The following is a 22,479-nucleotide window of genomic DNA, read 5'->3' as shown; positions in this document are numbered from 1 at the left end:
GTCTCAGGCGTCCTGCCATTGCGGGGCACGTTTTTCGATGAACGCGCTGATCCCTTCCTGCGCATCATCTGCAAGCATGTTGTCGACCATCACCTGGCTTGCATAATCATAAGCCTCGGCCAAGGGCATCTCGCGCTGGGCGTAGAAGGCGCGTTTGCCCGTGGCGAGCGTCATGCTGGATTTGGACGCAATCTTGCGGGCCATTTCGGTTGTAGCCGCTTGAATTGCAGACTCGGCCTCCACGCGGTTGACCAACCCGATCTCGGCGGCACGCGCGGCAGGAGTCATGTCGCCAGTCAGCAGCATTTCCATGGCATGTTTGTTCGATACGTTGCGCGACAGGGCCACCATCGGGGTCGAGCAGAAAAGACCGATATGAACCCCCGGCGTGCTGAACTGTGAGCTCTCGGCCGCGATGGCCAGATCGCAGCTTGCCACCAATTGGCAGCCTGCCGCCGTCGCGATGCCTGTGACTTCGGCAATCACGGGCTTGGGGCAGGTGACGATGCCTTGCATGACGCTCGAACACAGAGCCATGACGGACGCGAAATACGCCTTTCCGCCGTCAGGCCTGCTACGCCCGGCGGTCATTTCCTTCAGATCGTGACCGGCACAGAACGCCGGCCCGTTCGCCGCGAGGATGATCACGCGGACAGACGGATCCCGGCCCGCGTCCGAGAACGCCTTGCCGAGCGCGCCCAGCATCGCTTCGGACAGCGCATTGCGCCGTTTCACATCGTTGAGCGTCAGGCGCAGAATGCCTTCATCGCTCAAGTCGCTGAGCAGAATTTGATCCGTCTGCATGTGGGAATCCTTCAACGGATGTTGATTTCAACGCTGTCGGCCAACGTGTTGGCAATGAAACAGTATCGGTGCGCCCGATCTTGCATCTCGGCCATCTGCGCATCTGTCACAGAGAAACCGGTGTCGAACCGCACCACCGGATGCAGATCAATCCGCGTCACCGACATCTGGCCTTTGGGATTCTTGCCAAGATGTGCCACGGCATAGTCGTGATAGCTTGCCACGGGCCATCCTGCCTTGGCCGCCAGCGCGAGGAAGGTCATCATGTGGCAGCTTGAAAGCGCTGAGGCCAACGCCTGCTCGGGATTGGTGTTCGACGGATCGCCGCCCCAATCCGGGGCAGAGTCGACGGTGATGTCGTACAATCTGTTCATCTGCACGGTATGTGCGTTTGAATAGGTGCCTGTCGCAAATACAGGTTCGGCGCGCTGCCAATGCAGCTCGATGGAAAGATCGGACATATCTAAGGTCTCTTGCGAAGGTGAGAAATGCAGCGGCGCGTTCATCCCTGGGGTGCCCGCGCCGCCTGTGATCCAGACTGGTTAGGCCGCCGCAATCTGCTTTTTGGGATCGTAGAATGGGAACTCGACCACAGTTGCTTTGGTCGGACCGGATTTTGTCACGACCTCGACTTCCGCACCAAGAATTGCCGCATCTGCCGCCACCATCGCCAATGCGATGTTCTTCTCAAGACGGGGTGAATAGACCGCCGATGTCACCTTGCCGATTTCCTCACCGCTTTGGTTGATCGTCCAGAAGGTTGTGTTCGGACCTGTGAGCGGATCGCAATCAATGACCAGACCGATTTGCTTGCGCTTGGGGCCTTCTTCCTTGATGCAGCGCAGCGCGGCCTTGCCGATGAACTCCGCCTCCATATCGAGGTTCACAAGACGGTCAAATCCCAGCTCAAACGGGTTGGTGTTGATGTCTGCATCCGCGTGATAGGACAGCATGCCGCCTTCGATCCGACGGATTGAGGATGTGTGGCCCGGCTTCAAACCAAACTCCATGCCCGCAGCCATGATGCGCTCCCACAGAATATCGCCCTTGGAGCCGTCACGCAGGTAAAGTTCGTAGCCCAATTCACTCGACCAGCCGGTGCGCGACACGATGAGCGGAATGCCATCCAGATCAAGTTCGCGAAGCCAGTAGTATTTCAGGTCCATAATGCTGTCACCGAACAGTGCCTGCATGATCAGGCCCGATTTAGGACCCTGAAGTTGAAGTGGCGACACATCAGGTTCACAGATCGTGACATCCAGCCCCGAATGCACGGCCACGCCCTGCGCCCAAAGCTGGATGTCGCTGTCCGCCAGCGAGATCCAGAAGTGGTTTTCCGCCAGACGCAGCAGGATCGGATCGTTCAGGATGCCGCCTTGGGCATTGGTGATGAGGATGTATTTGCACTGCCCCACAGCCATCTTCGACAGGTCGCGCGGGGTCAGCATCTGAACGAATTTGGCTGCGTCGGGGCCGGTGATTTCGACCTGACGCTCAACGGCTACGTCGCACAGGATTGCGTCATTCACGAGGTTCCAGAAATTCTGTTCCGGATCGCCAAAGTCACGGGGAATATACATATGATTATAAACAGAAAAAGCCTTGGCGCCCCAGCGAACTGTTGCATCGAAATAAGGGGATTTCCGGATTTGTGTGCCGAAGCCAAAGTCGTCTGTTTGTGTCATGTTTTCGCTCTCGCAGCAGGTGGCCTGACTGGCCTGTGAAGTGTTGAAACGTGTCGATGGATTAGACGAAAACCTGCAAGACTGACGGTCTGTAAACGTGTCCGGATTAGTCTGATCAGACCGATAATCGGGCGACGAACAGGCCGTTCGGACTTTGCGTGTCATTTTCCGCTGCTTGCGATCAGTTTTGCCAGATTAGGCCTACTAGTTTTGATCTGACGAGTCGCGATGTACGTCATGTAGCGATCAATCTCGAGCTCGGCTGCAAGCATGTCATCCATGATCGCCTGAAAAGCGGCAAGGTTAGGTGTTGCGACTTTCATCACGTAGTCCATCCCGCCCCCGGTCGCGATGCAATCGGTGACCTCGTCCAGCTTCATGATGTAGTCCTCGAAGCGCGCGAATTCCGCCTTGCGGTGCGACCCGAGGGAGGCCGTTACGACGACTTGGGTGAAATCAATGATCCGCTCCAACGCCAATTCGGCGTGGTATCCGCGGATGTAACCTGCCGCTTTCAACCGGTCGAGACGTGCCCAGCAGGGTGTGGGGGACAGATTCACAAGCTCGGCCAGACGCGTCTTGCTGAGTTGTCCATGTTGCTGGACCGCACTGAGGATACGAATGTCCGTGGCGTCAAGGCCCAGCTTCTTCATGCGCGCGCTTTTCTCACTTGGTCGATGTGCCGGTTGCCCGAGCATTCAGAGTATAATCATCCTTGCGCAATCTGCGTTATGTCCTGGCATAAGGCATACGCTTTTCCGACCCATCTCGTCGAAATCGCGAAAAAAACTTTCTGCGCATTTTGCCGACGGACAAATCGCAGCTAGTATTGGGGGCGTAACATGGCGGTCAATTACGCGAACTCCATCTACTGCACGGGCTCTCGTAATGTCACTTTTTTGCGGTATGTCGATCCTTGAGCGAACGCTGCAACGGGACGCCTCGTCCTCCCTATTCCTAATTCGGCACGGGAGCGGCGAACGACGGCTTCAGATTTGGGCTTGGCAGCCTGTTCTGAAAGTCTGCTTCCACCATTTCGCCTGGGACTCTTCGCACCCGCAGAGAGTGTCTGGAATCCGCCGCTCGACCGGCATACGATCCTCGCTCCCCTATCGGGCAACTAGCTCTTGACCACCGCCATCGCGCAACATCGCTTCCATGTCGTCCAGGCCATCGACGGCGGAGCGCATTTGCGCCTCGCCCATGACGCTCGCTGCCTCGGCATCCGTGACCTGGCCCGCAAAATCCATCTCCATCTGTCGTTGTTCCTCGGCGATAACGGCATGAACGACGGGCGCGGTCTTCTTTAAGGCGACATGGGTTTGCTCTGACGATTGGCCATCAGCAGCCTGGCGTCCGGCCACCACATCGGCTTCAGATCCACGGGGCCCATCCGGTGGCGGCGTCATCGGCATGGCGCGCATACTCAACGGCAGATTACCTTGCGGCCCACTTCCCCCCGGCTCCGGAAACGGCAATTCGCCCGTCTGTGCCGCGTGGATCGCCTTGAAGAGCCGGTCATCGAAATACTGGATCCGTTTCGCCCGAACAGGCATTTGCGCATCGATGACCATGACGATCTCGTCGAGCGGCAGGCGGCGGGCCTCATCTTCGGGGAGCAGAGAGCTCTCCTCGGTCCGTGTTGATTGGCTGCGGCCCTCGAAGGGGTTCTTGCCGATGGACTGCGAGCGCGTGACGACCGTCTTCGTGGTCTTGCCAACCGCCTTGCTCAGCTCCTCGACGGTCTTCTCATCGGAGGGCGTCAGGTAGAGCTTCACGCCGGCATTGCCCTGCAAGGCGCGGCGGGTGTTCTCGCCATAGATTTCATCGAGGGCGGGGATGGTTTGGGTGACCACGGCCAAATGGCCGCGATAGGTCCGCAGGGTCTCAATGCTCTCGACCACGATGGGCATCTTTCCAAGGCGATTGAACTCATCGAGCATGATCATCACCGGCCAGGGCTCGTCAGGCCCGGGGTCCTTTTCCTGCATGGCCGAGAGAAGATCGGAAAAGAAAAGCCGGATCAGCGGTGCGAGGGGTTTGACCATCAGCGGCTGGACGACGAGATAGACCGAGAAGGGCTTCTTGCGGATCGTCCGGAAATCAAAATCCGACACCGCCGTCGCCTCATCGATCGCCGGGTTCTGCCATTGATCGAGCCCCGAGGTCATCAGGAGCGAGACATAGGAAGTCAGCGTATCGTTGTTGGTCGAAGCGAGCCGCGTGAAGATCAGCTTGGCAGCCCGGTTTTCCACCTCGTGGCCGCGCGCAAAATACTCCTTCTGCTTGTTCCCGCCAGACGCGGCGATGCGGTAGATTTCGCCCAAGGTCGGACGCTTGCGCTGGAAGGCCAGCAGTCCTGCCGCCACAAAGAGATCGATCCCGCCTTTGAGAAGGCCCTGCACCCGGTCATTGTCGCTTTGCAGGAAGAGCGTCGCCAGGAGCTGCAGTTCCATCTGCTGGCGCGCGGGATCTTTCAGCTCAAAGATGCGCAGGAGCGGGTTGTAGCGATGCGTGCGCTTGCCCTCCCAATCGGTGGGGGCAAAGCGATAGACCTTGTCGCCCTGGGCTGCTCGGTGCCGGGCCGTGGCCTCGAAACACTCGCCCTTAACATCGAGCGTCACGGCGGAGCCCTGCCAGGTCAGCAGGTTCGGAATAACGAAGCCCGTGGTCTTGCCGCGACCCGTGGGGGCCACGATCAGCGCGTGGGGGAAGACCTTCGAGCAGATGTACTTCGCGCGGGATTTTGGATTACCGAGCTTGCCGAGAATGAATCCGGTCCCGGGTGCGCCAAAAAACCCATTGGCCTTCATCTCGCGCGCGCTCTGCCAATGCGTCTGGCCAAATCGTGTGAGGGCCGATCCCGACAGGGCGAGGCTCAGCATCATACCGGCGGCGGCAAAGCTGCCGATGATCAGGTGGATAAGCTGGGCGTCCTCGGGGCGGCGATCGAGGATCGCCAGATAGTTCTGCGCGATATAGGCAAAGTCGATTTCGGCCCCGAAGCCGAGATCTTGGTAGGTCAGCACCGCCGAGGCGATGGTATAGCCCATGGCCCCGGTCACCAGCGTCACAAGAAGCACACCGGTCGCGATCCGCGCTTTTCCCATGGCGGCGTTCAATGGACCTGACCCCGCTCGATCTCGCCATCCACGTCTGTCGCGCGGTGTTTCTCGTATTCGACGTCGGCGAGTTCATCGACCACCTGGCGCAAGGCCTCCGTGTTGGCCGTCGCTGCATCCGATTGCAGGTAGACCTTGGCGACATAGAGCCGGTCGAGTCGGTCCTCGAGAACCTTGTCCAGCGCATCGGCATCGCCAGATGTGAGCCGGCCCAATTGGCGGTCATCCAGCACCCGCGCGATCTCGCCGCGGAAAGCGTCCCGCTCCGCCTCGGTCTCGAAGGGAGCGGACAACTCCCCGGCCCGCTCATGGTCCAGGACACGCGCAATTTCGTCTGCGAGGCGGTCGGCACGGTCAGACTGCGGCGCAGTTTCACCGCGGGCTGCGAGGAGTGCGTCGCGCGTTCCGGACCCAAGCCCCTCGCGCTTCTCGTTTTCGCGGCGGACCTGATTGATGGCCTCTGTGTCCCGGATCTCGACGACAGCGGCATAGGTCGCGCCGAGCCCCCGGGCGAGATGGGACGGCATATCCGGATAGCGCACGCGCAAGTCATCCGCGACAGCATCGGCAACGGGCGTTCGGAGGTTGCGCCCCGCCATGATCCGGTCGACCTCGCGGGTGATCTCGCTGGCGCGGGCCGCATCGGTGATGGTCTCCCTGTAGGGCTCGGACCGGTCGATCACATCGCCAGGACGTGCGAGCAGCTCCGGGTGTGCCTCGAGATACGCACGCTGCTCCGTCTCGATCCGGCGCTCTGCCCGCGAGACAACCTCCCAGTCCCGGTCCTCGATCTGCTGCGCTGTCAGACCGTCTGCGCGCATCTCCTGACGGATTGTCCCTTCCATCTCCCGCACCGCGTCCCGGTGATAATGGAATCGCTCGCTGACGGGTTGCTCTTCAACGACGCCATCCCGACGCAGCACGTTCTCCCGTTCCATAAGCGTGCCGAGGGCGACATGCACGTCATTCAGGATGTCACGCGCCTGTTCCAGATCGGCGCGGCGTTCGAGGTTCAGATCGCGGGCTTCAGAGACCTTGGAGAGATCGTCGGCGATCCACTGATGCTCAAGCGCTGCATTTGAGGCACCTGTCTCGATCCGGGCGACCACTTCCGATGTGCTGATCCCGGTGCCGCGCAGCGCCGCGTCGATCCGCGACCGCAAGCGCGGCTCGGAAAGACGCTCTAACTGGCTCTCTTGGATGTTCGCCGCGGAATAGACCCCTCCCTCCGATGGTGCCTCAGACAACGTGCTCGAACGCAATCCGAGCGGCTGCATGTGTTGGACCTGCGTCTGGATCTCGATGAGGCGCTTTTCCAGCACGGGACGTTCCGCGTCAGGCTTTTCGGCAATCATGCCCTGCACCCGTGCGAGCTTCTCCGCATAGAGGCTTCTCAGATCCTCGAAACTCTGATCCTCGGCCATATACACATCTCCTGTTCGGTCCACCTGCCCGCCACGCGCCAGCACCTCGCCCGCGCGGAAGAGCGCCGCCGCAATATCCTCGCGGGCTTCTCTGGAGGCTTCCGCGGCAAGCGAATGGTAGACGGTTCTGGTGTTGGCGATCTCCGCGAGCGTCCGTGTCAGGTCGGCCCCCACGCGTTCCCGCTCGCGGGGTGCGCGCCCCTCTTCTTTCGCCGCATAGACCTCGCGGGTCCGGGCGGGGTAATGCACAACCCCGCGATCCACCCGGCGCGTGGCTCCCAGCCGCACGCCGTACTTCTCCGCCTCCTCGACCATGGCGAGGCGGAAATCGTCATAGTTGAACCGATGGTTGCGCCCGAGGAAGAAGAACTCACCTTCCTGCGAGCGGCGGTTCAGCACCAGATGCGCATGGGGATGATCGCGGTCCTCATGCACTGCGATGATGTAGTCGAAATGCCCCGCATCGGTCTGGAAGAACCGCTCAGCCACATCCGTCGCGATGTCGCGCACATCCTCGCCCCGCGTGCCGATGGGGAAGGACATGAGCATGTGAGTGGTCTGCCCGAGCTTGGGCTTGAAGCCCGCATCCCACCGCTTGGCAAAGCGCTCGGTGAGGTCCTTTATGTCCTTCGCCTCGAGCTTCGTCTTGCCATCGAGGAACCCGCTACTGTCCACGATATGGGTGGACTTGGTGGTGAGGTAATCAAGCTGGCTAGTGAGCTGTGATTTGGTTTGCGTACCGCCGCCCCGGATCGCCTTGAAGACCGCTGGCCGGTGCCCTGCAGCCGCGCGCACAAGCTGACTCTGCTTGGCGACATGCAGCCCCTGCATCGAGCCTCGGATCCGGCTCCAGCCGTCCCGGAAGACCTCGCCTGTGACAGCGTCAACCGCATCATTCAGCCGCATGGGCAAACTCCCTCAGCGCGGCCGTGGCCTCGAGCTGCATGGCGTCCCGACGGCGGCGCAGGAGCAGATCGATCTCGTCAGCGGAATCTAGGATGAACCGCGCCAGCCCGCGCATCTGCGCAAGGCGCAATTCGGAGAACTCGGCACTCGTGCCCCCCAAGGCCCCCTGCCCCATCCGGTTGGCCCGCGTCATCTGCTTGGCGATCTGCGCGACCCCATTGCCGACCTCGTGCAGAGAGGCGCGGTAACGCGCCATTTCGGCCGCCATCTGCACGTCCGGAACGAACACACCGCCTGCCGCTTGAATAAGCCGCCGCAGCCCCTCGGCACGGCTCTCGATCCCGGCCTTCACCAGCACCTCGTCGAGCGCCTCAAGCTCCGCAGCCGTGACCTTCACACTGACCGCTGAGACCGGGATGGCAGCATCCGTCTGGCGCTCGGCATCAACTTTGAGCGTGTACTGGATCGCTCGCGGCGACACGCCAAACCGCTCAGCAAGTTCAGACGTCGACACACCTTCCGCAGCCTCGCGAACGATCTCCATGCGGTCCGCATCGGTGAGACGTTTTGAACGCGACATGCGAAGAAAGACCCCCTATTTCCTGCCACCTTCCACCAAGGCTGTTTCCACCTTACGATAATATACCTAGCTGTCAATTATATACTTATGTCGCTTTCAGTCTCGGGCAGCCTTGGTGTCCGCTTCACGCCGCGGCCCGCAGGGACGCGGCTCTGCCGCCCTCGCCACCGGGCGACCCACCTGTCCTAGGGGTCCCGTCCATCAGCCCCGCCCGAGGGTCTGGCCGAACACGCATGTGTTCGGACGGAACTGCGGGCGGGCGCAAACCCCACCAACAGGGCGGACAGGCAGGGTCAAGGAGGGCCAGATTTGGCTCCGCCAAATCTCTGCCGCAAAAACCGGGAGGCCCTGGCCTCCCGGTTTTTGTGGATGGCCCCCTTGAGGCTGACTGGCCGGTCTGTCGCGGCCTGATCCTTCCGGTCGGCGATCGTCCTTTGATCGCGCAGAGACCGGCAGCTTCGTGAGATCGCCTCGGGCGATCACCCCCGCCGGGTCCGGCATCCCTGGAACAGGGATCGGGCCGCCCCAAGATCGTCTCGGGGCGGCCCATCCTTGTGAGAGGATTCAGTCCTGGGGATCCTTCGCGCTCGGCGGGAACATCACCAGCTCCGTGACTGCGACGGGGAAGTCGAGCTTGAGGCTGAAGAACTCCGAGCCGTCCCCGTTGCGGGTGTTGCGGAACATCGCGCCCACGCGCTGAAAACGGGTGCGTTCCTGGCCATCGGTATCGGTGAACTTGACGGGGACGGTGGCGACGTAGTGGTTGGTCATTTGGGTTACTCCTTGTTGCGATGGGGATCTGCCAGCACGGGGGCAAGAGGCCCGGTCGCAAGTGCAAATGCGGAGGGTCCGCGGCCCCGCCGTGGAAGCCGTATTTGTGCTTGCCGAAGCGCAAGCGCAGGGCACGATTGGGCCGACCCCGTGCGATCCACATGCATAGCAAAAAGGAGAGACCCGGATGACCTCTGGCATCACGCCGACGCCACCGTCCGCGTCCTCGTTTCGCCAAGTCTGGCCGGGGCGCTGACAAAGCCCCCTCGCATGGGTGCGATGTTCCGCAACACCACCCGAGGGACGCGCAAGTCTTCTGCCTCACGTGCGACGTCTTCCGCCCCCGCGTGGTACGTTGCTGATGATGTGCCTGAGGTGCGCTCAGCCCCCGCCTGAACCGAGACGGATGGATCGCGCTCGGACGGACCGGGTAGAGGGAATGCCATTGCTGGCCACCGGCGCATGTCGATCACGCATGACCGAGCGCGCACGCGCCATGAGACATGACGAAAGGGCCGCGCCAAGCGCGACCCCCTCTCTTCAATCCTGCGACGTATTCTTCGCCGGGTCCGCAACCCGCATGACCGTCAGGCCTTTCGCTTCCGCCTTCTGCCCGAGGTTCAGCGCGACCCCGTTGCCTCCGAAGAGCACGACGCCTGTCGCAGCGAACTTGTCGTCCAGCATCTCGTCGTTGCACTTGAACGGTGCCGCCCTCCCGTGCGCGGACCAGCGCGGATCGAAGCGCGCTTGTGCGACCCCGCGTGCCCGGGCCCACCGAGCTGCAATCATCTCCGCCCCATGCTTGCCACCCTTGTGGCAGAGGAAGATCTCCTGATTGCGGTTCTGCTTGATCCGCTCCCGAACCTTGTCGAGCGTGTTGAAGATCACATCGACATCGGTCCAATCGGTGGCGCCCGAGACGATCAGGGGCACCCCCTCGACTTTCGACTTCGCAGCCGTCTCCCGGTCATGCTGCTCCAGCAGTTGCCGGGCCTCGAAGACGGCACCAGTCTCTTGCGCCCGGACGCTTGCGCGCGACCCGGCTGCCGGGATGAAGGCGTGGCCCGTCTCGATCTCGTAGCATTCCGCCGCTGCCTCGCTCATCACCTCGATGGCGCCGACGATCTCGCGCAGCTGCAGAAAGCGCGCCTGCGCCTCCTCGAGCGCAGTCTCGGCGATCTCCGATCCATCGTGGGATTTTGCCAGCGCGCCGATCTTGTCGGCGGTTCGGTCGACCTCCTTGCCGAGTGCCACCTTTCGGCGCTGCAGGATCGTGGCGAACCCATGGGCCAGCGGTTCGATTTCTGCCTCGAGCCCGGTCCCGCGCAGCTGACCGAGCAGTGCCTCGAAGCTCTCGCGGATGATGCTGTCCTGCAGGATGTGATCCTCGGGGATCGGGAGCTGTGCGTCCTTCTCGGTCAGCCCGAAAAGCTCGATGGTCTCGTAGGTGTTTGCGGTGTCGTAAGCCATGTCTGGTCTCCAGTGTTCGGTTGCAAGGCCACCACGTGAGTGTGGGGGCATGGCCGAATGCCTGGTTTCCGAATCTGCCCGGGTCAGGGACGGCGCAGCCGCCGGCTTGCCGGGCGCAAAAGTTTTCCGCGCAGGGCACCCGACACATGCGCGCCCTCCCGCACGGGACCGCCCCGCGCCACAGGCCCCGCTCTCGCCGAAAAGTTTTGCGATCCTTGACGCGGGCTGATTTGGGGGCCATCCGGAGGATATGCTTCCACGCTCATGTGTGTGTGTTTTGACGGTAGGTTTGCCCGACACGAGCAGGCAAACGGCCCGACCGGACGCGGGAGACGGATGGAGTGTCGGGATCGTTTTGCTCCGCAAAACAGACCAGAGCGCAATCCGGCGGAGCGGCCGGGGAGGGACGTGCTCGCGAGGCGGGCAAACCGGGATGCCAAGCGCAACGCCGCGGTGAGGCCGCATGGCCGAATGCGCGACGGACCGAAGGGCCGTTCTCCCCTGCGACACGCGAAGCCGAGCAGGGGAGGCCGCAAGGCTTACATTCGCTGCAGGCGACACCAATGAATGCAATGTGTAGATAGACAGAGCGGCACTTTGTCAGAACGATGGAGCTTCCCATTCGTTCTCAACTTCTTCGATTTCAGCCGTGAGCAATGTCATTCTGAAACCGTTTTGTTGCGCCAGCGTTTGCTCAAACAACGTTACTCCGGCCGGGCTCTGCAGCCAAGTGTACGCCGCAACTTCTACGCAGCCAGTTACTTCTCCAATTTCCGCAGTTGATAGGGCAGAGACGCTCTGCGGCGGAACCTGGTCGCCGCGGCAAACTGATAACTTGGGAAAGAACTCGTTCAACCGGGCATACCTGACGACGCCACCATTCGAAAAAATTATGGCTGCGGGGTCGCCGATCCGAGGAATGTAGCGTCGAGCTGCTGCCTCTCTGCTCACGTCATGGCGTCGAGCTAGTTCAAGAATATGGGATAAATCGGCTTCGCCATTGTCTCGGACAAAGGACGCAACAGCCCGTGCTGGCATAAGCAACTCAGCCGCGAATTCGTTTGCTTGCTGCTCCATCCGTGAATGCGGATCATTCGGCTTAGCTTTTGTGACCGCCAGATCGCTCTTCTTACAGCGGAAGCCGTCTGGACTATTGGCCCGATGGAACGGATGTACGTAATGCCCAAGCTCATGGGCAATCGTATAGCGCTTTCGGCTTTCGTGGCGATCTTTGTTGATCAAGATTGCCCCTTCAGACTTTTCTTTGGGAACTATGAGAGCTCCCTCAAGACCGCTCAACTGTTCCTCGCGGATCTCGTAAATATCTATAGCCTTCGCGATATCTCTGACCGGCACCATCACGGTATCGTCTGTAAGTTGATCCAGAATTGCCTTTGCGAGCCTCTTCGGGTCGCTCCCGGCATCATCAATTTCCATGCGGTCAATTTGTATCATTTGCCCCCTTTCGGCGGTTTCGAAGCGACTGGATCATATCATCTATGATCGCTCGGTCATTCTCTTCTAAATCGCCGACCTGTCTGAACATACGTGCCATTTCATCGCTCTGGTCGTTCTCAAAATCTTCGCCCACCAGATGCCGGATCGACACCTTGAAATAGTCCGCAATTTTGGTCAACAGCTCGAGAGAAGGGTTGTCCGTTCGACCTTTCTCAAGTTCCCAAATATGGGTTTTGGAAACTCCGAGGGCGTCTGCAACTTCCTGCAGTGATTTTTTCTTTTTTACCCGGAGCTCATTCAGACGGACCGCAAATGTCATGTTTCTCTCCCTGAATCAAAGCGGCGCAGTCCATAAGGGAACGCGCCGTAAGATGCAATGATATTATCACGTAGCGGCTAACTTGACAACTCGCTTCGTAAGATCATATGATACGTTATCGGTCGCCAATGATGGGGCCGTGCTAAATGGAGACAGCAATGTCTAAGAACCAGTATGTCGTTCGTAATGGCGACAAATGGGGCGTCCGTGGCGAAGGCAACGAACGTCTTACCCGCAGCTTCGACACTCAGCGCGAAGCTATCGACCACGGGCGCGACATCGCTCGCAATCAGGGCTCAGAGCTCCGGATTCAGGGTCGGAATGGTCAGTTCCGCGAAGCCTGGAGCTACGGCAACGACCCCTATCCTCCAAAAGGCTGAACCAGCGTCGCGATATATGACCCCTTTCCAACGCGCCCCCGAACAAAGGAGATAATCCAATGGCACAGTGTACAGCACCCGTGAATGGTCATCGCACGGCAAGTGGGGCCGAAAATTGCCCGGCATGTCGAGGTGGTTCCCGTGGCTACAGGTCGTCTTTTTCTTATTCACCGTATCGCAGTCCATCCTATTCCTCGTTGGGAAGTAGTGGAAGTGCACGAAGCGGTGGCGCTTCCAGAGCTGGCGGCAACACAAAGCCGCGTTGGTCTAGAGCAGGCTCGACGGTGGTTTATACTCCCGTCGAAGTGCGAACACTCACTCCCGTACGAGAAAACGTTGAAAAGCGGGCATCTATTCCTGACATTCGTGACGTTTTTCTGTGTCACGCGTGGGACGACCGAGGAGGCGCAGCGAAAGAACTACACGATTTCTTGGAAGAAGCTGGCGTTTCAGTTTGGTTCAGCGAGAAGGATGTTCTGCTTGGTTCCAACCTTCTGCGTGAAATCGACAAAGGACTTGTGAAGTCACGCGTTGGCATTGTTTTAGTCACCCCAGCACTTTTGCGCCGCCTTCAGAGCGAAGGAATTGCCGATAAAGAGCTTTCGGCATTGTTGGCACGCGATCTTCTTGTCCCAATCGTCCATGAAACAACTTACGAGGAGCTTCGCGAAGTTAGTCCCCTTCTTGGCTCACGAAGTGGCTTGAGCACTGCTGAAGATAGCATGACAAATGTGGCGGCAAAGCTTGCGGAATTGGTGACGCTTTGATGAAATCTGAAGGTGATACAGAATGGCAACTGCGGGTTCACGCGGAACGAAATGCTGTCGCCCATTGACTTCGAGCGACAACAGAAACCGAGGAGCAAGCGCGCCTTTGATGCGCGCGGCAACTCACGTAGATCAAGTCACGAAACGCCAGAACAAGGAACCGATTTGTCGCAGTATCATACTGTTTTGCCAGGCCGCTGCGGCATGATTTCACGCTCGGGGCGCTTCAGGGCTTCGGCATATTTGCGGGCGTTATCATCAATCGTGCCGTGCCAAAGCTTCGAGACGAACGCGCGGGCGTCTTGGACTGTCATGTCTTTCAGCGAAGAGGACAGCGCCATGAATAGCTCATCCTCACTGATCGCGGCGGCATGGTGCATGGCGTCCGCGTAAAATGACGGGTCGTTGAGAACCTGCTCGCTCAGCGGCATCTGCGCGAGGTTTTCTTCCGGGACCGCCATGAAGATCGTGTCTTGGATCTCGGTCAGAAAGGCGCGCCGCGACGTAGACAGCAGCTGTCCCGCCGCCTTTGCCTCTTGATAAGCCTGCCTGGTCTTATCGAGCTTCGTGTTGGCATAGGACATGACGACGGTGCGTTTTCTGGCGGGCAGCGCAAATTCTGTACAGCGCTCGATATGGGCGAGCAGAGTCTCAACCTCTGCTTCAACGTCGAAGCTGTCGAACCATGGACTCGCCTCTGATCTTGCCGCCACGCGCCTGCCCTCAACATTACGTTAATATACTATCGTATCGTATTTGCACCATAACGCAAGCGGTTGGCGTCCTTGACGCAAAAGGACATGGAAAAAGGGGAACCGTGGTCCCACGGCTCCCCTTTCGGTTCAGATCGTCTCCTCTCGCGCACTGATCACGCGACCAGCGACAGCCCCGCGCCCGCGTCCTGCGACTGCTCACCGCTGTCGATGAACGGGATGATCGAGAAAGTCTGGCCACCGCGCTGCTCTTCGTTCTGCACGGCGTTGACGCGCAGGTCGCCATCGGGCGTGTTGATCAGCAGCGACAGGTAGTCGTTGCCCGTGCGGCTGCTTTTCGCCATCCAGGCCGAGCCGACGCGGATTGGCGTGCCCCGGGGCGAGCTGACCTCGATCCGGTAATCGGGGTGGGTTTCCTCGGATTTGTAGCTGTTCTCGATCAGCATGAACTCCAGATCGAACATCATGTTGGCGATGTAGCCCGTGAAGGCGTTGTCGGCGTCCATGGCGGTGAGCTCGCCCGAGATCGAGCCGGATTTCATCAGGCCGTTCGAGACGAGCGGGATGATCTCGAACTCGCCGCTTTGGGCCGCGCGCGCCTCTTTCGTCTGCACCGCGTTGACCCGGAAGGGGCCGAGGCCAACATCGAGTTGCATCGAAATGTAAGGGTTGCCGCTGGTATTGCCGGTCTCGTTCCAGGCCGTGCCGATGCGCACCTTGCGGCCTGTTTTGTTGACTGCCGTCACGTCGTAATCCGGGCTGCGAGCGGACATCTTGGCCCGTGCCTCGAGCTGGATGGCGATGTCAAAGCGCGTCGAATGGATCATGCCGGTGTACTGAGCGGCTGCGGTCTCGACATTGCGGGTGAGGGTTCCTGCGAACATGGGATAGTTCCTTTTTGGATTGGCCGGTGCCTGACGTTTTTGCCAACGCATCCGGGATTGCTTTCTCGACCCCTCCTGGGATCACAAACCAGAAAGCTTGCTTTCCTTTCAGCCCCGCCCACGGGTCAGAGCTGCCGTCCGACTGGGAATACCCCCGCGCCTTCGGGTGCTGCGCCCCTCCCCTGCCCATCTGGTCTTGATTGGCGGCCCAGATTTTCTGCGGAGACCTTCGGTTGCGCGATGAAGAACTCCGCCTCTTTTCCGTTCAACCGTTGCCCGCTCCGGTCGGTCAGGCCGATGCAGCTACCGTTCGGCACATAGGTGATGAGGTACTGACCGAGCCGGTCCTTGTGGACAACGTAGCCGGTATTGGCCCAGTGCACGGTCTGCCCGGCATCCACGGCGGCCTTGATTTCATCGAGTGTCATGCGATCCTCCTCAAGAAGAATGGTGGGGAAACGACGCAAGAAGCCCGATCTTCCAACCGGGCTTCCATGCAGTATTCGTTTGGCAAACGGCCGAGAGCTGTCAGGCACCTTCCGTGGCTTGCGTTGCGTGCGCCGCCATCCAATCCTTCAGACCAAGAACCGTTCTTCCGGCGGCGACCTCGGAGGCCCAGGCAACCCTTGGGTCGCCGCAGGGCTCGGAGCCGGAATGCCGGTCGATGTGGCCATTGGCCATCCATGGCTCGGGCTGTATCCGTCGCAGCCAGTCCGCCATGCTCGGGATACGGCCCTGACAGTCTTCGCGGACATGTTGCTCGCCGATCCAACGCACGGGGATGTCCCGACCCGCGCTATTGGTCAGGGTCAGGCCGAAAACCCGTTCCGCCTCGAACAGGCCTTGAGCGTGGTGGCGCATGGCTCGGTGCGTAAAGAGCGCGAGGTGCTCTTTCGAGGCATCGAACCAGTCATGTATGGACTGATAGTCAGACGGCACCCCGCCGAATTTCCGGGCAGAGCTTTCAGCATGATGAAGCGGATGGGCCATCTCAAAGACCCTCGACATAGCTGTGCGAACATTCGACATAGCGGTCCGCGTGATCGAGGGTGATGCTGTCGTTGCGCAAGTCCCAGGTCAGCGTGCCGTAGCCGCCCTCGTTGTTTTCGAACCCCGGGTGATGGTGATAGGCGAGCGACCAGGCGAAATCGCCCACCTCGGTGGCAAGCGGTTCCGGCAGTTTGACCTCTGCAGGCTGCACGGTCACATCCTCGACATTGCCGGAGTCGCCATAGCCTTCGTATTCGGCAGTGACCTCGCTAATGCCAAGCGCACGTAGTTGCGCGATCAGCTCCGCTCGGGATGCCTTCAAGGTGGTTTCGCGCTCTGCGCGCCACTGAGCCGCCATTGCGGCATAGTCCATTTGGGGATTGGTCATGGTTCTGTCCTCTTGTCTGCAATATGGGGGTCCGGGCGTGGCATTCGCCCGCGCGCCCGGAAAGCGCAGACCGGCCAAACCCCGATCCGCGACGCCCGGCCCAACGCCCTCTTTGACTTTTCAGGCGGCTTGTTCAGCAGCTCTGGCGGCTCCCTGCCCCACGACCCGGGCCAGAATGCTTCCCGTGTCGATCCCGTCCCCATGCGGCAGGAACACCCGCAGCTGGAAGGCGATGATCTCGGTGAAGCAGCCGAGGGCCTTGAGGCCATCGATCATGCCCTTGTCCGCGCCGCTAAGCTCGAGACGCACCTCGCCTGCGACCCGGCGACGGGTCAGGGTGAGACCCAGGCCCAGATCGACAGGCGCGGTGGTGCCGAGGGCGGCGGTCAACATCTCCTGCGGTGTTTGCGGGTTGGACACGAGGAAGCGGGCACGCAACGCTGCCGCCCCTTCCTCGCTCAACGTGCGCCCGATCATCGCCGTCGCCCCTTCAGGCGTGACCCGATAGATGCGCTCGTTGGTGGTCGGAATGTCCTTCCAGATTGGCAGCAGCAGCCCAGTCAACAGGTAGAGCTTGGTCGTGGTGGTTTTTGGCAGGGATGCAGCCTCGGCATCCCAAAGCCGCGCGAACTCAGGCTTGCCGATCTCTTCCCAGGCCGACGACTCGAAGCGCGTCTCCTCGAGGTAGCTCGGCCCGTTGGGCCGAGCTACCTTGCGCATGAGCATGACGACATCCTCGTCATACATCTGCATGGGCCGCGCCGAGATGAGCGCCGCGCGACCGGAGGCGCGATTGACCATGGGGAGCTTGTCGGGATTGCGCGACAGGGCGTCATCCGCCGACAGCACGTGGACCGGGTCCGTCACCTCAAGTCCGATGATCCGCGTCACGGCGCCAGATTTCGGGCAGGTCCAGAGATCTTCCGTGGAGACCTGTTCTATCTTGTCGCCGCGTAGGGTTTCCACGCCGAGATCGAGCGTGCCCGCCGCGCGCGCCCGCTCAGACTGATCGGCAATCCGGCACATGAACTCCGCAAAGAGCGCGTTCTGCATGTGGATGGGCAGCGCCAGCACCCGGTTCAGAAACCGCTGGATCGGGGGAAGCTCCTCGAGAAGCACACCGTCCTTGTCGATCAGTCGCAGGGCTGTCCAGTCGGTGAAGCTATCGTAGCTCATCGCCTCAACGCGCCCGGCGGCAAGATCGGCGAAATACCCACGCAGCGCGGCCCGCGCGATCGGGCTTTCGAGATTGTCCTCCTCGCGGAACATGCCTTGCGAACCGGTCTCGCGCTGGCCCTTGGTGAGGGCCCCCAACTGGTCGAGGCGTTTGGCGATTGTCGAGGTGAAGCGCTTCTCGCCATGCACATCGGAGGTGCAGACCCGGAAGAAGGGCGCTGACACTTGAGCCGAGCGATGCGTGCGGCCAAGCCCCTGGATGGCTGCATCGGCGCGCCAGCCGGGCTCCAGTAGATAGTGCCGCCGCCGTTTCTGGTTCTTCGCCGTTTGCGCCGCATGGTAGGATCGACCGGTGCCACCTGCATCGGAGAAGATCAGGACATCCTTTTCGCCGTCCATGAAGGCTTGGGTCTCGGACGAATTGCTGCTGGCGGCGCGCTTCTCGATGAAGAGATGACCATCCTCGGCCTTCAAAGGGCGGATGGACCGACCCGTGACCTCTGCGACGGCCTCGTCGCCAAAGGCCCAGAGGATCTGATCGAGCGCCGAGGGGATCGGGGCGAGCGTCATCAACTCCATCATGGCCGCATCGCGCAGGGCGAGCGCCTCGCGCGAGACAACGAGCGCGCCAGTTTCATCGCGCAAAGGTTCTGCCACCATATTGCCGTCGATCTCCACAAGCTTTTGCGCATGGATCGGGAAGGCCTGTTCGAGGTAGCCCAAGACGTAGTCGCGCGGCGTCAGCGCGCCCTCGACCAGCTCGTCCTCCGGGTTCATCGCCTCAAGCCGGCGTTTCAGCAGGCTCTCACCTGTCGAGACAACCTGGATGACGCAAGCCTTGCCCGCTGCCAGATCCTCCTTGATCGCGCGGATGATGGTCGGGGCTTTCATGCCCATCAGGAGATGGTTGAAGAAGCGCTGCTTCGTGCTCTCGAAACGGGACTTGGCCGAGGCGCGAGCTGCCGAGGCATTGGTCTCGCCCGAGGCATCGTTGACGCCGGTGGCTGTCAAAGCGGCTTCGAGATTGTGGTGGATCGTCCGAAACGCACCCGCGTATGCGTCGTAGATCTCGATCTGGGCCGGGGTGAGCGCATGTTCGAGCACGTCATACTCCACGCCGTCGAAGCTGAGGGCGCGGGCCGTGTAGAGGCCGAGCGTCTTGAGATCGCGCGCCACCACCTCCATGGCGGCGACACCGCCTGCCTCCATCGCCGAGACGAAACTCTCGCGGCTTTGGAAGGGGTATTCGGGGCCTTGCCCCCAGAGACCGAGACGCGCCGCATAGGCCAGGTTGTGCACACTCGTGGCGCCCGTGGCGGAGATGTAAAAGACGCGGGCGCGTGGCGCGGCCAGTTGCAACCGGAGGCCAGCAAGGCCCTGCTGCGAGGGTTTCACCCCCCTGCCCTGCTCACACCCGGCCGCATTCTGCATGGCATGGGCCTCATCAAAGGCCAGCACGCCGTCGAACTCCGCGCCCATCCAGTCGAGGATCTGGCTGAGCCGCGTGGTGCCGCATTTGCCCGACGAGCGCAGCGTGGCGTAGGTGACGAAGAGGATACCGTCGCCCATCGGGATGGGCTGGTCCGGTTTCCATTTGGAGAGCGGCTGGATGTCGGCGGGCGAGCCGCCGAGATCGGTCCAGTCGCGGAGGGCGTCCTCGATGAGCGTGGCGGATTTGGAAACCCAAATCGCCTTTCTGCGCCCGGCCAGCCAGTTCACAAGGATGAGCCCCGCGCATTCGCGGCCCTTGCCGCAACCGGTGCCGTCGCCGAGGAAATAACCAAGGCGATAGGCCCGTGCGTCTGGATCATCATCGGCGCGCGTCGGCTTGGTCTGGTCGTCGTCGATGGTGAACCGCCCGGGCAGATCACGCCCATGGGCATCATGCGCCATGATAATGGTCTCGAGCTGCGCCTCGGAGAGATGGCCTTCCTCGATCAGCCTGGCAGGCAGGCGCAGTTCCGCACTGGCCGCGCCAGAGGGCACGGGCGGCGCGACAGAGGCCATGGCGATGCTTTCGACCAAGGGCGTGGGATGTTCCTGCACGCCTGCAATCTCGATTCGTTGCGGACGGTAGCGCGCATAGATATCCGAGACGGGGGTGTTGTGGCGCGGGATATCAAGGCTCGTGAAACTGAGCGGGACAACAGCAATGGCCTGGGGTTTGGAGGTGGTGACAACACTGGCAGCGGCCTTGCGCGGGGCAGATGATGGAACGGTCGGCCGAGCATGAGGGATCGCTTCAGCCCGTTGGCCGGGGCGCATCTCGGGCCGGGTCGCGGCCACGGCGTCGACAAAAGGAAGGGCTTCCTCAAGGTCCTGGACTGTAGCGCGGATCATCTCGCCTTCTTCCTGCACCTTGTCGAATACCATCAGCTGGGTTTCCACAGAGGTGCCGAGCTTGCGATAGACCTGCCCCGGCATCGTGAGGGCCAGGCGCGGCGTCAGGAGACCGCGGGCTCGGGACCAATGCGCGGCATCACGTTCGGGCGTGAATCCCTGCGGCATGATCGCAACCAGCCGCCCACCGGGTGCCAGGCGCTTTGCAGCCGCAATGAGATGTTTGGCAGCGATGTGTTTGTCCCGGGAGCGGTCGACCGAGGAGGCAAAGGGCGGGTTCATCACCACGACGTCGGGTGAAACCGGCGTCTGCAGCAGATCGTCGATATGCTCACCGTCATGGCCCGTCACATCGCCGCCAAAGACCGCGCGCAAAAGGCTCTGGCGAAAGGGTTCGATCTCGTTGAGCAGAAGTGTGGCACCGGCCCGGGCGGCGAACGCAGCGAGAGCACCGGTGCCAGCCGACGGCTCCAGCACGGTCTCGCCCTTTCGAATGGCTGCCGCCCGCACCGTCAGGGCCGCGAATGCCAGCGGCGTGGAAAACTGCTGCAGTCTGATCTGCTGCTCTGACCGGCGAGTTTCCGTCAGGAGCCGAGAGGCAAGCAGCTTTGCAGCGGCGATGTCACCTGCCGCGCAGGCCTCACGCAGCAGCACCTGGACGGCCGCGGCCTGCATCAGGTCATAGGCCATGCGCCAGTCCCAGGCACCGCCGGCATCGCTGCCAAGAAAGGTCTCGCGCATGATGCGCGCGAGCGCTGAGCTGCGCAGGGGTTGGTGGTCGATCTCCGCGCCGATTTGCGCCAGCGCAGAGGTGAGGTTAGCTTCGGAGATTGAAAGAGTCGGGTTCGCCGGTTTGGACTTGGTCATGGGGATTTTCCTTTGGATCAGGGTCTGAGTTCCAAAGGACAAAAAGCCCGCTCTACACTTTGAAGGCGTAGAGCGGGCAATTTCTTAGCGGGGGGCCTGCACTCCGATCATGGCCACTGCTGCGCAGCATGAAGAACGCGCAAAATGGTCACCATCTCAGGGCCTTCAACATAAACCACGATGTAGTTCGGTCGAACAACCATCTCCCGGGTCCCATCGACACGGCCCGCACGATACATTTGAGGGCGTTCTGGAAGAAGGGACGTCTTGTGTTCAATCTCATCTTTGAGAACTTGGGCGGCATCCGGGTTGTCGTCGGAAATGTAGTCAATGATTGCCAGCAAGTCGGCGATGGCCGTGGCTTTCCATTCAAGATTTGGCAAGGCGCTTCCCGTCAATCAACGCCTGGGCGTCTTGCATCGCCTTGGCATGGGGCGTTGTGGGCCTAGGATCGTCCAGCGCTTCCTGTACCTTCGCCCGGAACCAGGCGTCATAGGCATCCGGATCAGAAGTCAATCCGGCAGGCAAGCCGCCTTCTGCGGCCACGCGGGTCAGAAGAATACGCACCGCGTCGGAGAGCGTCAGACCGACGCCCGCAAGTGCGTCCGAAGCCTGTGCTTTCAGCTGATCGTCAACACGGACATGAAGCATGGATGTTTGGGCAGGCATGGATGGTCCTCCAGTTGATGGGAGTGATGTATCTCATTTGAGATACGGTTTCAAGTCGGCAGTATGTGAGCGCGTGGTCCTGTGGTGTTGTCTCAGCGGGAAACTCAGCCACGCTGCCCCGCGAGATACTCCGCCAGCACAGGACTGGCCTCGCCTTTTGCGGAGCTGAGCAGCTCCGAGCCGGCAAGCGAAGCCTTCGAGAGCCGCACGAGCCCGCCGGTTTCCTCGATGCGGTAGCAGCGGCGTTTTTGCCGCCCCCGTCTGTAGTGCGTCGCTGTGACGATCTGGCAGGTGCTGCCATCGGTGAGCGTCACGGGCGTGGCGAGCCTGATCTTGTCGCCTTCCTCGTAGTCCGGGATCGCAGCCCAGTCCCGGCAACGCTGACGCCAGTCCTGGGCGTAGCTGTCTGGGTCTTTCAGCTCGGACAGCAGGGCCAACAGGATCAGTGGTGCGCGAGATTCGACTGGTCCTGCGCTTTCTTCCATGTCCTTGTAGCCCCAGCAGCCATCATCGTATCGGGTGAGGAAGACAGCCCCGAAAGTGATGGAGCCATCCGCATCGGTGACGTAGGTCGTGTCTTCGACAGGGGTGCCGTCGAGATTGGTGAACCTTGCCGCCGCATACCAAGTGGAGCCAACCTTACAGGCTTTGACCAGCTCGGTTTTGCGCGTGTCGCCCTCGAAGGTGCAGAGCCGGGTGATCTCCGCTTTCTCATCCGCGTAGGTCTGGACGCGGCGATCGGTATAGAAGAGCCAACCCATCACGC

General features: G+C 61.0%; 22 protein-coding genes. 2 read left to right on the top strand and 20 right to left on the bottom strand.

Going from position 1 to position 22,479, the window contains the following annotated elements:
* Positions 1 to 3 precede the first annotated feature (3 nt).
* From PVW48_RS17250 to PVW48_RS17200, 11 genes are all read right to left on the bottom strand, one after another.
* Positions 4 to 804, bottom strand: coding sequence for an enoyl-CoA hydratase (locus tag PVW48_RS17250; RefSeq protein WP_274582226.1), 801 nt, complete (start codon positions 802 to 804; stop codon positions 4 to 6).
* Positions 805 to 815: 11 nt separating this feature from the next.
* On the bottom strand, positions 816 to 1,265 hold the full coding sequence (locus PVW48_RS17245) for an OsmC family protein (RefSeq protein ID WP_274582291.1): 450 nt from the start codon (positions 1,263 to 1,265) through the stop codon (positions 816 to 818).
* 81 nt (positions 1,266 to 1,346) lie between these two features.
* A complete protein-coding gene (locus PVW48_RS17240) occupies positions 1,347 to 2,489 on the bottom strand; it encodes a glycine cleavage T C-terminal barrel domain-containing protein (RefSeq protein WP_274582225.1) in 1,143 nt (380 codons plus the stop codon).
* A 161-nt stretch (positions 2,490 to 2,650) separates the two neighbouring features.
* A complete protein-coding gene (locus PVW48_RS17235) occupies positions 2,651 to 3,142 on the bottom strand; it encodes an Lrp/AsnC family transcriptional regulator (RefSeq protein WP_274582224.1) in 492 nt (163 codons plus the stop codon).
* A gap of 456 nt (positions 3,143 to 3,598) precedes the next feature.
* Positions 3,599 to 5,599, bottom strand: coding sequence for a type IV secretory system conjugative DNA transfer family protein (locus PVW48_RS17230; protein WP_274582223.1), 2,001 nt, complete (start codon positions 5,597 to 5,599; stop codon positions 3,599 to 3,601).
* An 8-nt stretch (positions 5,600 to 5,607) separates the two neighbouring features.
* Entirely contained in the window at positions 5,608 to 7,941 is a 2,334-nt protein-coding gene (locus PVW48_RS17225; protein WP_274582222.1) for a relaxase/mobilization nuclease domain-containing protein, read from the bottom strand.
* Positions 7,928 to 8,521 (bottom strand): helix-turn-helix domain-containing protein, encoded by a 594-nt coding sequence (locus PVW48_RS17220; protein WP_274582221.1) that lies wholly within the window; start codon positions 8,519 to 8,521, stop codon positions 7,928 to 7,930. The genes PVW48_RS17225 and PVW48_RS17220 overlap by 14 nt, the downstream gene beginning before the upstream one ends.
* Positions 8,522 to 9,085: 564 nt before the next feature.
* The gene (locus PVW48_RS17215) at positions 9,086 to 9,292 is read right to left on the bottom strand and encodes a hypothetical protein (RefSeq protein WP_260084982.1); all 207 of its coding nucleotides are present in this window, start codon (positions 9,290 to 9,292) and stop codon (positions 9,086 to 9,088) included.
* A gap of 540 nt (positions 9,293 to 9,832) precedes the next feature.
* Positions 9,833 to 10,762 (bottom strand): DUF2493 domain-containing protein, encoded by a 930-nt coding sequence (locus tag PVW48_RS17210; protein ID WP_274582220.1) that lies wholly within the window; start codon positions 10,760 to 10,762, stop codon positions 9,833 to 9,835.
* Between the two features lie 600 nt (positions 10,763 to 11,362).
* A complete protein-coding gene (locus PVW48_RS17205; RefSeq protein ID WP_274582219.1) occupies positions 11,363 to 12,217 on the bottom strand; it encodes an ImmA/IrrE family metallo-endopeptidase in 855 nt (284 codons plus the stop codon).
* A complete protein-coding gene (locus PVW48_RS17200; RefSeq protein ID WP_102856493.1) occupies positions 12,204 to 12,539 on the bottom strand; it encodes a helix-turn-helix domain-containing protein in 336 nt (111 codons plus the stop codon). The genes PVW48_RS17205 and PVW48_RS17200 overlap by 14 nt, the downstream gene beginning before the upstream one ends.
* Before the next feature lie 158 nt (positions 12,540 to 12,697).
* Here PVW48_RS17200 and PVW48_RS17195 point away from each other — a divergent pair, with 158 nt between their 5' ends.
* Positions 12,698 to 12,919, top strand: coding sequence for a DUF2188 domain-containing protein (locus PVW48_RS17195; protein WP_102856492.1), 222 nt, complete (start codon positions 12,698 to 12,700; stop codon positions 12,917 to 12,919).
* 59 nt (positions 12,920 to 12,978) lie between these two features.
* Positions 12,979 to 13,686, top strand: coding sequence for a toll/interleukin-1 receptor domain-containing protein (locus tag PVW48_RS17190; RefSeq protein ID WP_274582218.1), 708 nt, complete (start codon positions 12,979 to 12,981; stop codon positions 13,684 to 13,686).
* A 176-nt stretch (positions 13,687 to 13,862) separates the two neighbouring features.
* Here the strand turns inward: PVW48_RS17190 and PVW48_RS17185 are convergent, their stop codons facing one another.
* The 9 genes from PVW48_RS17185 to PVW48_RS17145 form a co-directional block, all read right to left on the bottom strand.
* The gene (locus PVW48_RS17185; protein WP_274582217.1) at positions 13,863 to 14,399 is read right to left on the bottom strand and encodes a hypothetical protein; all 537 of its coding nucleotides are present in this window, start codon (positions 14,397 to 14,399) and stop codon (positions 13,863 to 13,865) included.
* A gap of 155 nt (positions 14,400 to 14,554) precedes the next feature.
* On the bottom strand, positions 14,555 to 15,283 hold the full coding sequence (locus PVW48_RS17180; RefSeq protein WP_274582216.1) for a DUF736 family protein: 729 nt from the start codon (positions 15,281 to 15,283) through the stop codon (positions 14,555 to 14,557).
* 125 nt (positions 15,284 to 15,408) lie between these two features.
* A complete protein-coding gene (locus PVW48_RS17175; RefSeq protein WP_274582215.1) occupies positions 15,409 to 15,711 on the bottom strand; it encodes a hypothetical protein in 303 nt (100 codons plus the stop codon).
* 100 nt (positions 15,712 to 15,811) lie between these two features.
* Positions 15,812 to 16,273: a DUF6915 family protein gene (locus PVW48_RS17170; protein ID WP_274582214.1), complete on the bottom strand. Its 462-nt coding sequence runs from the start codon at positions 16,271 to 16,273 to the stop codon at positions 15,812 to 15,814.
* Between the two features lies 1 nt (position 16,274).
* Positions 16,275 to 16,661 (bottom strand): DUF6878 family protein, encoded by a 387-nt coding sequence (locus PVW48_RS17165; RefSeq protein WP_274582213.1) that lies wholly within the window; start codon positions 16,659 to 16,661, stop codon positions 16,275 to 16,277.
* 120 nt (positions 16,662 to 16,781) lie between these two features.
* Positions 16,782 to 21,044 carry a strawberry notch-like NTP hydrolase domain-containing protein gene (locus PVW48_RS17160; protein WP_274582212.1) on the bottom strand — a complete coding sequence of 1,421 codons (4,263 nt, stop codon included), beginning with the start codon at positions 21,042 to 21,044 and terminating at the stop codon, positions 16,782 to 16,784.
* Between the two features lie 107 nt (positions 21,045 to 21,151).
* On the bottom strand, positions 21,152 to 21,427 hold the full coding sequence (locus tag PVW48_RS17155; protein WP_040884151.1) for a type II toxin-antitoxin system RelE/ParE family toxin: 276 nt from the start codon (positions 21,425 to 21,427) through the stop codon (positions 21,152 to 21,154).
* Positions 21,414 to 21,713: a type II toxin-antitoxin system RelB/DinJ family antitoxin gene (locus PVW48_RS17150; protein WP_008327444.1), complete on the bottom strand. Its 300-nt coding sequence runs from the start codon at positions 21,711 to 21,713 to the stop codon at positions 21,414 to 21,416. Before PVW48_RS17150 ends, PVW48_RS17155 begins: the two co-directional genes overlap by 14 nt.
* Before the next feature lie 104 nt (positions 21,714 to 21,817).
* Positions 21,818 to 22,474 carry a DUF6927 domain-containing protein gene (locus tag PVW48_RS17145; RefSeq protein WP_274582290.1) on the bottom strand — a complete coding sequence of 219 codons (657 nt, stop codon included), beginning with the start codon at positions 22,472 to 22,474 and terminating at the stop codon, positions 21,818 to 21,820.
* Between the last annotated feature and the right edge of the window lie 5 nt (positions 22,475 to 22,479).

Source organism: Dinoroseobacter sp. PD6 (genome assembly GCF_028807315.1).
Taxonomy (GTDB): domain Bacteria; phylum Pseudomonadota; class Alphaproteobacteria; order Rhodobacterales; family Rhodobacteraceae; genus Dinoroseobacter; species Dinoroseobacter shibae.
Note: the sequence above shows the minus strand (reverse complement) of the source record. Positions and strands in the feature narration are given on the sequence as shown.